The following is a 12,118-nucleotide window of genomic DNA, read 5'->3' on the forward strand; positions in this document are numbered from 1 at the left end:
GTGTGCAGTTTAAAACAGTATGACAATCAATACAGTGATTTAAGCCAATATCATTGGATATTTCCAGTTTTGATTCTGCTAAAATGATGTTTCAAATTATGAGCTTTAAAGTTGATTTTTTGAGTATGTTTAAATATAGGTTGAAAATAAATTAGGATAAATTAACAATAAAATTATAAAAGTGAAAAATCTTGTTTTTAAAGTATTTGTATCTAACTTGGCATATAGCCTAAAATAATTTAAATGTTGACGGATATATCCAGTAAAATAAAAAACGATTCAATGCGATTAAATCTTGTCAGCGGAAAAAATTTTGTTTATTGAAATATTGGGAAAAAATTAAAGTTAAAATTGATAAAATAAATGTGATAAAATGATTATTCTTCAGAAAACATTTGCAAATAATATAAAGGATTAATATTCTAATCGTTAGGTTTATTTAGAATAAAAATCTATATTTTAGAAATACACTTATATAAAATTACTGGAGTGTTATATTTAACTGATGAGCAAAGATAAATAAAGCGACGGATAGAAGTTCACAATTTTATGGATTGGTTATTATATGGAACAAAAAAGTAGGATGGCAACACAGTCCTCAACGGAGCACTTCATGCATGATGTCATGATCATGAATTGGAGTAATCTCAAGAAGTGTAGCCTTGTTCTATTCTTAGGCGGTATTGCTGTTTTATTGTGGATTGTATGGTGGTTTTTTAGCAACGCTCAAGTTGAGCTACAAGCTTGGATTAATCAAGATTTTTACCCTATTTATCTACGATTATTATTTTTTGCAGCAATTGGTTTCTTTGCACTTATTTTTATTATTCGTGCTTTAAATAAAAATTCTATTTTTGAAATTATAACTCCGTATATAACCATCGGATATTTTGGTCTTATCTTTGTTTTTGGTGCGCATTGTATTGGCATTTTTAGCCCAGCATCGGTTGCTGGTTATGTCAGCTTGGTCACGGTTGCATTGGTATTATTTGAACGAAAAGTGGTGTATATAATCGTCATTCCAATCACTTGTTTTATGTTAATCAGCCTTGGATTAAGTCTGATGCATAAAATAGCCTATGCACCAATTTTTAGTGAACAGTTACAATCCATGTCGGTATATAAAAATACATTTTGGGTGTTTTGCATGTTGTATTTTTATATTCCGATCTTTTTAGCAAGCCTGATTTTATTTGAAATTCTTTTGACTCAGTGGCGCAAAAGAGAGCAAATGATTCAGCAAATTAGTGTACTCGATCCGCTTACAGGTATTTATAACCGGAGGAGAATTGGTGAGAATATTGACTTATTAAAACAACAGCAAAGTTCTTTTGCGATCGTGTTATTAGATTTAGATTATTTTAAGAGTGTTAATGATCAATATGGGCACGATATTGGGGATGCTGTTTTAAAACAGGTTGCAAAAATTTTAACTGAAAATATTCGTGAGCAAGATGTTGTTGGGCGATTTGGAGGCGAAGAGTTCATTATTCTCATGAGTAATGGCGCATTAGAAAATGCGATGAGTCTTGCTGAACGATGTCGCCAAGCAATAGAAAAGGAAAAAATTCGATTAGATCATCAGCAGACCATCAAAGTGACGGCAAGTTTTGGTGTTGCAGTATCAACGAATCCTTTTTTAACAACAAAAGAGGAGTTGATTCGTCAGGCTGATCAAGCTTTATATCTGGCAAAAAACAATGGGCGTAATCAGGTTTGTCATTTCTTTGAAATAGAGCTTACCCCTTCATTTGGATACAAACAACACCGTTAAACCGTTTCAAATTTTTTGCGATAAACTACACTTGTGATAAGGGTAATTAGACAAAGCACAACAATATAGTACACAGCACCAATATCGCGATATAAACTCAACCATTGTACCAATGGCAGGGTTAAGCCACCTGCAATTGCGTAAGCAACATTGTATGAGAATGAAATTCCTGAAAAACGAATTGGGGCAGGAAACATCTTGACCAAGCTATAGGAAACTACACCGACTGTGCCAGAAAATAGTCCCAGTAACATGTACAATCCGAAGATGGTTGAATGAGCGGCATGACCTAAGCTGTAATAAAAAAGAACTGCAGTGATTGCCACACTGAGCGATCCTAAACAAATTACGCGCCCAGCACCAAAACGATCAGCCAGCAAACCTGCCAATATACAACCCAACATTTGCATTAGAATTGCCATGCTTTGCATTTGAAATGCATCCGCACGTTGAATGTTAAATGTGGTGGTCAGCAAATTAGGGGTAGATAGGATAATCACCACAACACAACCGGTCAAAAACCAAGTAAACAGCATTCCAATGACAACGGCAGATTTATGGGATGCCAAAACTTGCTTGATGGGTAGATCTTTTGAGAGTTCTTTACGCGCTTGCATTGCTTTAAATACAGGGGTTTCTTTCAGATAACTTCTTAGATATAAGGCAATTAATCCAAAAACTCCGCCGACTATAAATGGGAGACGCCAAGCCCAAGCATGGATTTCTGCTTCGTTAAACTTAAGCGAAATAAACAGCGACATCAAAGCGCCCAGTAAGATCCCCAGTGACAAACCTGCGGTAAGCAAACCATTGGCAAAACCAATTTTCTTTGTTGGTACATGCTCTGAAACAAATGTCCATGCCGCGGGAATTTCTCCACCAATCGCAATGCCTTGAACCACGCGCATCAACAACAGTAGCAATGGAGCAGCTAAGCCAATGTCTGTATAAGTTGGCATTAGACCAATGAACAAAGTAGGGAGTGCCATCAGTAATATGGATAAACTAAACAGGCGTTTACGTCCGACAAGATCACCAAAATGCGCCATGATCACGCCACCTAACGGACGGAAGAAATATCCTGCGGCAAAAATTCCGTAAGTATTCAGCATTGCCCAAAAAGGACTTAAAGAGCTGGGAAAAAATAGTTCAGCAATGATTTTTGCGTAAAATACATAAATGACGAAATCATAAAATTCGAGCGCACCGCCCAGAGAAGACAATGCTAGGGTTCTTTTTGCTTCCTTATTGAGGCCCAATTTTTCGTCCATGATGATGCAATGCCTTAAAAGAGATATTGAATGTGAATGTAATCATTTTAATTGACTATTTTTTACTTAAAAAATCAATATTTATTTTTATGCATCCTACTTATTTTTATAGGTGATTGAGGCGGCTTAAAAATCATTTTTGCTTTAAAAGCATTGCAATCAGGTAAATTTTTATAGGTGTAAATACTGATCATTTATATGCGAATTAACCATGGGATAACACTTAGAATAATACCGCATACAGACATAATCATTGTATTTTCAATAAAATAAGGAAAAATCATCAAAGTGATGCCACAAATAAAAGGCATATTCATTCTCTGTCTTTTCCCATAGATAAAATAGCCTAAGCCAATTGAGCTAAAGATCAAGCCTAAGAATAGGGGTGCTGTATTCATTATTTTCAACAATAGACTGGACGGTTGTTATTTACACGATCATGATTAAAAATGGCTTAAAAGACAAGCTGTCATTTGGCTTAGGTAAATAGAAATTCATTTGTACATAACCTACATATTTTTGCACAATAATTGAATTGGAAAGCGCATTTCAAATGCTACACTCATATTTATTTAATTTACATTTGATCAAGGTACAAGATAATGAGTGCCGTGTTACCTGTCGCCCAACGTGGTGAAGACGTTTTAAAATTAATCGCAGCGCCTGTGGCTGAGGCTGAGTTTTCAAGTACTTGGCTAAACGAATTATCCAATGCCTTACAGGCCACCATGTTAGAGCGTAATGGTGTTGGGATCGCCGCACCACAAGTCTATGTTTCTAAACGGGTGATTATTGTTGCTTCAAGAGCGAATCCTCGCTATCCAGACGCACCCGAAATGGATGCAATCACAATGATTAATCCTGAAATCTTAGAGAAATCTGAACAGACCATCTTGGGTGAGGAAGGATGTTTAAGTGTGCCGAATGAAAGAGGGCAAGTGGCTCGTGCTGAAGCAGTTACTGTACAATTTTTTACGCTGACTGGCGAAAAGATTATTCAGCAATTTCATGGTTTTCCTGCACGCATTGTGCAACATGAAATCGACCATTTAAATGGAATACTGTTTGTTGAAAGACTTTAAACTGAGCAAGCTTGGCTAAAAATTATCTTGAATTTTATCTTTAATTTTAGCCAAGCTTTTCTAAGCAGAGTTGTTAATTGGATATTGTTAATTGGACTTCGCGCGCTGCAAAGCACCATTCCATAAGCTTAAATGATATTGTCTTTGGTCTGCGCTCATCTTCGGCTCAAAAGCACGATCTAATTGCCAAGATTCGGAAATTTCACTGAGATTATTAAAAACACCTGCCTTTAATCCTGCCAATGCAGCAGCACCCCAAGCGGTAGATTCCAAAAGTTTAGGGCGTAGCACAGGTACATTTAAAATATCTGCCTGAAATTGCATTAGCATATCATTTTGGCTTGCGCCACCATCCACACGCAATTGTTTTAAGGGCTGTGCGATATCCGATTGCATTGCAGTTAATACATCAGAAACTTGGAATGCAATGGATTCTAAGGCAGCTCTGGCAATATGTGATTTATTGGTTCCACGTGACATTCCACAGAGTAAAGCGCGCGCTTCACTGTCCCAATGTGGCGCTCCTAAACCTGTAAAGGCTGGAACCAAAACGACACCATCTGTAGTGTCAACTTGGCAAGCTAACTTTTCAACTTCAGCACTATTTTTGATAATTCCTAAACCATCTCTTAACCATTGCACAATCGCACCAGCCATAAATACACTGCCTTCTAATGCATAATGAGATTGGTCTTGGCACTTCCATGCTAAGGTGGTGAGTAATTTATTTTTGCTATATTGAATATCTGTTCCTGTATTGAACAGCATAAAACAGCCTGTCCCATAGGTGTTTTTGGCTGTTCCAGCTTCAAAACATGATTGCCCAAAGAGTGCAGACTGTTGATCACCTAATACGCCACAAATTGGAATTTCCGCGCCAAGAAGCCCTGTGGCGGTATTGGCAATATAACAATCGGATTGGATAATTTTAGGCAGAACACTCGCTGGGATATTAAATAATTCAATTAATTCCGCATCCCATTGCTGTGTTTTTAAATCCATCAACATGGTACGTGAAGCATTACTTGCCTCGATGACGTGTTCGGAACCTTGGGTTAAATTCCAAATCAACCAACTGTCGACTGTACCGAATGCTACATGATTTTGTTCAGCCAGTGCTCTTAAGCCTTGCACATTTTCCAATAACCAAACCAGTTTTCCAGCACTAAAATAAGGATCGATTCTTAATCCTGTTTTTTTGTGAATTTTTTCAGATAAATTGTTTTGAACTAACTGATTGCACCAGTCTGTAGCGCGGCGGTCTTGCCAAACGATGGCAGGGGCAAGTGGTTTACCTGTTCGCTTATCCCAAACTACAGTGGTTTCACGTTGGTTGGTTAAACCCAGTGCTTTAATGTCTTTGGCCAATAGTCTTGCCGATGCGATTGCTTGCTGTACGACGGTGATTTGTGTGGTCCAAATCTCCATGGCATCTTGCTCAACCCAGCCCGAATGTGGGGTTTTAATTTGGGTTTCCCGTTGAGCAGAGGCATATACCTTTCCGTGCTCATCGAAGATAATTGCTCTGCTAGAGGTCGTTCCTTGATCAAGTGAGAGTAAATAGCTCATCTTTTTTATATTTGTCCCTTGAAAAATAGTGATAGTAGCGCAATTATAGAACTAGGCGCATCATTTGATATAAATGTAGTGAATTATCTGCTTAATTTGCAACAATTATGTTATGATGGCCGTGTTATCTGGGGATGTTATTGGCTTCGACGCCGATGATGAAGCTCATAGATGCATGCCGAGAGCGCATTTTCTCTCGTAAATCAAATTTGCATATTTTAGTCGCAAACGACGAATCTTACGCTCTAGCTGCCTAAGGGCAGCTTGTCCGCTTCACTGAATACTTGTGGTCAGTGGACCCGACTGTAGCGCACGCACACAAGTCCGTATAAAGTCAAGCCTCGGGGCTTTATACTAAACTTAGAGGATCGCGTTTTGTACCCTGTTCGTCGGGTCACTTAATGTTAAAATAATTGACGATATCTAAGCATGTAGTATTCTCGAGTGTAGTGTTGGCGGACGCGGGTTCAACTCCCGCCATCTCCACCAAATTTGTAAATCATGATCTGTCACTTAGTTATACGATGTATCATGAAACTTAATAAAGCCTTGAAATTTAACAGTTTCAGGGCTTTTTTAATGCCTGAATTTCTATCATGGACATAGACAGGCATTATTTGAAAATCACTTATCTATTTTACATATCGTTTAATTAATATTTGCTAGCAATGTCCAAGTCGATCAAAGCTAATTTAACTTTCATAAAATGAAAGTTAAGTTTCCATAATTAATGTTCTCGTATTTTTTTAATCCACCTAAGCTACGTCTATACCTTTAATAAGTTATGGAGTGGTAAATGAAAGGGAAGATTGCTTTAGAAGAACATTTTGCAATTCAAGAGACACTTGGTGATTCGGAACGATTCTTTGTACCAGATGTTTGGAGAACTAAGCGGAGCCAATTACTCGATATAACTGGTGAACGTTTACGCCGTATGGATGAAACGGGTATTGAATACTCAATCATTTCTTTAAATGCGCCTGCGATTCAAGCGATTGCAGATCCGAAAAGAGCTGTTGAAGTTGCAAAAATTGCAAACGACACCTTAGCGGAATTAATCGCTAAACATCCTGATCGCTTCGGGGCTTTTGCTGCATTACCATTACAAGAACCAGAAGCAGCAACAAAAGAACTCAATCGCTGCATAACAGAGCTTGGTTTTGCGGGTGCTCTAGTAAACGGTTTCTCAAATTTAAATAACGATGAAACAGCAAAATATTATGATGCTGAGGAATATTTAGATTTTTGGGCTGAGGTTGCTAAACTCGATGTACCATTCTATTTACACCCGCGTAACCCACTTTTAAGTCAGCAATTGGGTATCAGAGATCATCCTTGGTTAATGGGTCCTGCATGGTCATTCTCAGTTGAAACAGGTGTACATGCGCTACGTTTAATTGGTTCAGGTTTATTTGATAAATACCCTAATATTAATATTATTTTAGGACACCTAGGCGAGTTAATTCAAAATAATATTTGGCGTACATCGCATTGGGCTTCAGCGAATGGCCGAAATCCACTCGGTGTAAAAGCAGAAAAACCATTTATTGATTATTTCCGTAAGAATTTTTATTTAACAACAAGTGGTAACTTCCGCACAATTACCATGAAAAATGCAATTGATGAAATTGGATCGGATCGCGTTTTATTCTCAAGTGATTATCCATTTGAAGATATGGAAGAAGCGACACATTGGTTTGATCATGCCGAAATTGGTGAGAATGATCGAGAAAAAATAGGTCGTCATAATGCACACAAATTATTCAAGTTAAGCATTTAAAGTAGCTCAAGCCAATAACAATGATTGTTATTGGCATTTTTAATGCAGTAAAAGGATTTTATGATGAAAATAATACTAGATATACAGCAAGCCGTTGATACTAGAAAATTATCTCTGCAACAGTGGATAATATTTATACTTTGTTTTTTGGTGATTCTAGCAGACGGTATTGATACGGGGGTAGTTGGGTTTATCGCTCCTGCATTGTTAGATGATTGGGGGATCACTAAAAATGATCTACGCCCAGTGATGAGTGTTGCCTTAATAGGAATGGCGATTGGAGCAATATTTGCAGGAATATTAGCAGATAAGATTGGAAGAAAATGGGTCATTATCGGTTCGGCATTTATTTTTGGTGTTTTAACAATCCTGACAGGTACTTCAAATAACACGACTGAAATGGTGATACACGAGATGTATGGTTTTGCTTTAGCAACTTTGATGCAGCAAAAAAGACTTTTAAGTTACCAGACAATATTAAAAAAGGTTATTGCCAATATGAAGGACAGGCAACGATTCAAATTAAAGACTATCATTTATTTATAGAGGAAACTGAAGGTTTTGATTCAACTCAATTAGTTTCAGCGACCAATATTACTCCTGCAAAAGCAATAAAATGTAAAGTGCAGAATTAAGACTGTTTGAATAGTGTGATGAGATTTGATCGCCACAGGTAAATAGAGCTTAACTTGGTTAGTCATTCGCAAACAAAAAAGATCGCATGAATGCGATCTTTTTCTTTTAAAACGAATACTTAAGCTATCCATGCTTATTTATTCTTTTTGCTGGCTTTTTTATATTCCAGATAGGCTTCTTCAGCAAATTTTCGTAATGAAGTCCCGATTGCTGCATATTGGAATTCATTTAAGTTGGCAAGCGAGGCGCGTGCAGAAGGGTGTTGAACACCAAAACCTGAACCCGGAAGGAGTACTACACCTGTTTCATCAGCAACTCGGAAAAGTAATTCTGTTGGATTCTTATTTTTCATCACCCAATCAGCAAATGCATCACCATATAGTTTCCGTGAGGTATTTTCTAAATTGACCAAGGTATAGTAATCAACGGCATTCGGATCTTGTGGAACTTCAACCCCAAGCTGTCTATAAAGCGCAGCATCGCGTTCTCGAACCACAGATTTCACTGCTTTTTTATAGCTTTGACGAGAATCCATCATATTAAATAAAGCAAAAAGAACCATTTGTACTTGTTGAGGTGTGGATAATCCAGCTGTGTGATTTAAAGCAACATTACGGCTATCGGCAACAAGGCGATCAATAAACTTAATACTAGATGGATCTGTGGTGAGGGATGAGTAACGTTCTTCGAGTTCTTTCTTGTCTTTTTTAGAAAGCGCCGCAATTTTTTTATCTAAAATATTATGATTACTCAAGGCAATGACCCCAAGTCTCCAGCCAGTTGCACCAAAATATTTAGAGAAAGAATAAACCAGAATGGTATTGTCAGGGCAAATTGCAAATAAGGATTTAAAGTTATCTGCAAATGTGCCATAAACATCATCTGTTAAAATAATCAGGTCAGGACGTTTTTTAACAATATCAGCCAAAATCGCTAAACCTTCATCACTCATTTTAACCGAAGGTGGATTGCTTGGATTTACCAAGAAAAATGCTTTAATCGATGGATCTTCTAATTTACGTAATTCTGATTCAGGGTATTGCCAACCAAGATTAGGATCAGCCTCGATGAGTACTTCTTCGAGCTGATAATCATTGAGTTTTGGAATTTCGAGATAAGGGGTAAAAATAGGCGAACCTATGGCAATACGATCACCATGTGAAATAATTTTATTTTCTTTTAATGAATTAAAAATATAAGCCATTGCAGCTGTACCGCCTTCCACTGCAAATAAATCGAGTTCCTCTTTAGGCATACCTTGTACGCCCATTTCACGTAAAACATATTCTTTAATAATCTTTTCGCTGACTCTTAGCATTCGATCTGGGACAGGATAATTACAGCCAAGTATACCTTCGACCATTTCGAGTAAGAATGCATCGGGATCAAGTCCCAATTGGTCACGAACATAAGAAATTGCTTTACCCAGAAAAACAACACCTGGCTTGTCACGATTTTCTAGGATGAAGTGGTCAAAGCGTGATTGCAATCCTTCCGCACGAGGAAATCCACCAAGTCCTTCTGGCATATAGGAAAAAGAAAATTCTGATTCAGTGGCAGAAAATAAACCCAATTGGAAAAAGGCACGCCGTGGAACAGTTGCCAGAAAGTTTGGATTGCCTCGTCCCGCATTGAGCATCATACGGTCGGTATGGCTTTGTGCCAAAGCAATCAATTCATCTTTAAGTTCAAATGGGCTCAGTTTTGCGTATTTTGAATAATCAACGTTCCCCATGGGAAGTCTCCTTAATTATCTTGAAGTGAATGAGTTTGAAATTTATAAAATTATTTATGCTAAACCGACAATCAGAGGGCCAAGCAAGGTTAAAAATACATTTGCGAGTGCATAGGTAATTGCAAATGGGACGGTCGGAATTGAATTGCCAGCTTTGTCGAGTACGCCACCAAAAGCGGGATTTGCACTGCGTGAGCCAGTTAATGCTCCAGCCATTACGGCGACATTGTTATAACGGAGTACATAACGGGCAAAAAGCATTGAAAGAATCAGCGGTACTAGCGTGACCACCACTCCGATCATAAACAGGGACAAGCCACTTTCTTTAATGGTTTGAATGGCCTGTAAACCTGATTGCAAACCGACAGCAGCAACAAAACCAGCAAGACCTAAATCTTTGAGAAGTTGTGAAGCGGCTAAAGGCATATTGCCGTGGACTTGGTTTCGGCTACGTAGCCAACCAAATAACAGACCTGATAACAGCGCACCGCCACCTGCACCAAGGGTTAAAGGAACATCACCAATACGGACAACAAATAGGCCAATGACTAAACCAACAACTAAGCCTGCACCATGGAAAATCCAGTCTGTTTTTAAGCTTTCGGGTAAGGCTTTACCCGCTTCTTTGACTAAGCGCTCAAGATCACTTTTAGTTCCATATACGGTGACCACATCGCCTTGACGCAGGACCGTATCATCACTTAAAGCTTGCGCTTCACTGTTACGTTTAATTGCAAGCACATAAATGCCATGCTTTAAGTAATCTGGGGTATTGGCTTTGATATCTCCAAGGGTACGGTTGGCATATTTTGAGTTTCGTAATATGACATCTGTGGTGTCCATGATCATTTCCATGCCTTGTGAGGATTGCAACTCAGATCCAATAAACTCGGCAATGGAAACGATACTTGCCCTGCGACCAACGACCAGAACAACATCATCTTTCTGTAAGGTAATTTCTGGCGCAACATCAATAAATTGATCGTTGCGTTTTAATCGTTCAATGGTGACGCTCGGTACTTGTGTTTCGAGTTCGGCAATGGTGTGTCCTGATGCTTGTTTGACTTTGTAAATACGACCAACAATTTCAGGCATAGCTAATTCTTGACCAGGTGCCAGTTCAAATGCACCTTTTAACTGCTCTGCTTGCGCTTTCAAAGCATCATCATGAATTTCTCGCCCCATAAATTTTGGCAAGATATTCACACAGACAATAATTGCGCCTAGAGAACCAAAGATATAGGTCACGGCATATCCAATCGCAACATTGGCTTGAAGTTTTTGAATTTCTGCAAGTGGTAAGTCTAGACGAGAAATCGCATCGCCCGCCGTACCAATAATCGCAGACTGGGTCATCCCACCTGCAGCCAAACCTGCTGCTAAGCCTTTATCTAGATTAAAGATTTTTGCCATGATTAAGACTGTAATGAGTCCACATACAGCCATAAAAATAGCCAGCAAAATTTCTTTAATGGATTGTGGCCCAAGCGATTTAAAAAACTGTGGGCCACTTTCAAAACCGACTGCGTAAATAAATAAAGCAAAAAGAATCGCTTTTACACCATTGTCGATTGGTACGCCAATAAGACTTAGAATAACAGCGACAAGTAGTGATCCTGCAACACCACCAAATTGAAACTTTCCAAATTGAAACTGACCGATCCAAAACCCTATTGCTAAGGATAAAAATAATAGGATTTCAGGACTATGTTTTAATTCACCTTGTAGCCATTCAATCATTTTGCGGCCCCACCTTTATTATTTAATCTATATTTGATTATGAATAGAGTGTTCATTTTTTTACGTTCAATGGAAAATACTATATCAGTCGAGGTTGTGTAAAATATCCATATTTGAAATATATTATTTCATGGTTTTTTTATTTATTTAAAGAATATACCAAATATAGTGAATATTAAATTGTGCTTAAATAAGGAATAATTTAATTATTGTGGTGCCTTTTGCTTGCTTATTTATTTTTAATAAGATTCCATGATTGATAATTTTTTATTAAAAGTTAATTTATTTAAAAAATAGATTTAAAAAAAATAAACAAATTTTTTTGTATTTTTAAGGTGTTTTTATTGATGGTTGTTTTGTCATAAATTATTGAAAATAATATATTATTTATTTTTATATTGGATATTTGTTTTTCTGGTGTTAGCAAAGTGTATCGTTTGGTAAACAGTATGGAAAAATATAAATATATTGTGCATTTTATTTGAAAAGTAATTAATAAATCAAAACATCATTATAAATGCAGGTATATAT

Annotated in this window: 8 protein-coding genes, 1 other RNA gene and 2 pseudogenes; 6 read left to right on the top strand and 5 right to left on the bottom strand. The window is 37.5% G+C overall.

Features of this window, described 5'->3' with window-relative positions; all coding sequences use genetic code 11:
* The first annotated feature begins 613 nt into the window (after positions 1-613).
* Complete coding sequence (locus PYV58_RS04235) at positions 614-1,774, top strand: GGDEF domain-containing protein (protein ID WP_171077774.1); 1,161 nt, start codon at positions 614-616, stop codon at positions 1,772-1,774.
* On the opposite strand, the gene PYV58_RS04240 is transcribed toward PYV58_RS04235, so the two are convergent.
* Together PYV58_RS04240 and PYV58_RS04245 are read right to left on the bottom strand one after the other, a co-directional pair.
* Entirely contained in the window at positions 1,771-3,045 is a 1,275-nt protein-coding gene (locus PYV58_RS04240) for an MFS transporter (protein WP_034614067.1), read from the bottom strand. The two genes, PYV58_RS04235 and PYV58_RS04240, sit on opposite strands and share 4 nt — an antisense overlap.
* A 194-nt stretch (positions 3,046-3,239) precedes the next feature.
* Positions 3,240-3,443, bottom strand: a complete 204-nt coding sequence (locus PYV58_RS04245; protein WP_081407382.1) for an amino acid transport protein — start codon at positions 3,441-3,443, stop codon at positions 3,240-3,242.
* Between the two features lie 204 nt (positions 3,444-3,647).
* Between PYV58_RS04245 and def the strand changes: the two genes are divergently transcribed.
* Positions 3,648-4,127, top strand: coding sequence for a peptide deformylase (gene def, locus PYV58_RS04250; protein ID WP_034614064.1), 480 nt, complete (start codon positions 3,648-3,650; stop codon positions 4,125-4,127).
* A gap of 87 nt (positions 4,128-4,214) precedes the next feature.
* Here def and glpK read toward each other — a convergent pair whose 3' ends face one another.
* Positions 4,215-5,696: a glycerol kinase GlpK gene (gene glpK / locus PYV58_RS04255; protein ID WP_034614061.1), complete on the bottom strand. Its 1,482-nt coding sequence runs from the start codon at positions 5,694-5,696 to the stop codon at positions 4,215-4,217.
* Positions 5,697-5,826: 130 nt separating this feature from the next.
* Here glpK and ssrA point away from each other — a divergent pair.
* From ssrA to PYV58_RS04275, 4 genes and pseudogenes are all read left to right on the top strand, one after another.
* Positions 5,827-6,185: a transfer-messenger RNA gene (gene ssrA, locus PYV58_RS04260) on the top strand.
* Between the two features lie 307 nt (positions 6,186-6,492).
* Positions 6,493-7,476 (top strand): amidohydrolase family protein, encoded by a 984-nt coding sequence (locus PYV58_RS04265; protein WP_034614059.1) that lies wholly within the window; start codon positions 6,493-6,495, stop codon positions 7,474-7,476.
* A 63-nt stretch (positions 7,477-7,539) separates the two neighbouring features.
* Positions 7,540-7,824, top strand: a pseudogene (locus PYV58_RS04270) (MFS transporter); the annotation flags it as partial.
* Between the two features lie 53 nt (positions 7,825-7,877).
* Positions 7,878-8,111, top strand: a pseudogene (locus PYV58_RS04275) (hypothetical protein); the annotation flags it as partial.
* 134 nt (positions 8,112-8,245) lie between these two features.
* Here the strand turns inward: PYV58_RS04275 and PYV58_RS04280 are convergent.
* Both PYV58_RS04280 and aspT read right to left on the bottom strand, forming a co-directional pair.
* Positions 8,246-9,847, bottom strand: a complete 1,602-nt coding sequence (locus tag PYV58_RS04280) for a bifunctional aspartate transaminase/aspartate 4-decarboxylase (RefSeq protein WP_034614055.1) — start codon at positions 9,845-9,847, stop codon at positions 8,246-8,248.
* 54 nt (positions 9,848-9,901) lie between these two features.
* Positions 9,902-11,587 carry an aspartate-alanine antiporter gene (gene aspT / locus PYV58_RS04285; RefSeq protein WP_034614053.1) on the bottom strand — a complete coding sequence of 562 codons (1,686 nt, stop codon included), beginning with the start codon at positions 11,585-11,587 and terminating at the stop codon, positions 9,902-9,904.
* Positions 11,588-12,118: the final 531 nt, after the last annotated feature.

Origin of the sequence: Acinetobacter sp. TAC-1, from assembly GCF_029025845.1 — a bacterium.
In the GTDB taxonomy this organism is placed as follows: Bacteria; Pseudomonadota; Gammaproteobacteria; order Pseudomonadales; family Moraxellaceae; genus Acinetobacter; species Acinetobacter guillouiae.

Coding starts and splice junctions, on each gene's coding strand:
- PYV58_RS04235 (WP_171077774.1), top strand. CDS start 614: ATGCATGATGTCATGATCATGAATTGGAGTAATCTCAAGAAGTGTAGC.
- PYV58_RS04240 (WP_034614067.1), bottom strand. CDS start 3,045: ATGGACGAAAAATTGGGCCTCAATAAGGAAGCAAAAAGAACCCTAGCA.
- PYV58_RS04245 (WP_081407382.1), bottom strand. CDS start 3,443: ATGAATACAGCACCCCTATTCTTAGGCTTGATCTTTAGCTCAATTGGC.
- def (WP_034614064.1), top strand. CDS start 3,648: ATGAGTGCCGTGTTACCTGTCGCCCAACGTGGTGAAGACGTTTTAAAA.
- glpK (WP_034614061.1), bottom strand. CDS start 5,696: ATGAGCTATTTACTCTCACTTGATCAAGGAACGACCTCTAGCAGAGCA.
- PYV58_RS04265 (WP_034614059.1), top strand. CDS start 6,493: ATGAAAGGGAAGATTGCTTTAGAAGAACATTTTGCAATTCAAGAGACA.
- PYV58_RS04280 (WP_034614055.1), bottom strand. CDS start 9,847: ATGGGGAACGTTGATTATTCAAAATACGCAAAACTGAGCCCATTTGAA.
- aspT (WP_034614053.1), bottom strand. CDS start 11,587: ATGATTGAATGGCTACAAGGTGAATTAAAACATAGTCCTGAAATCCTA.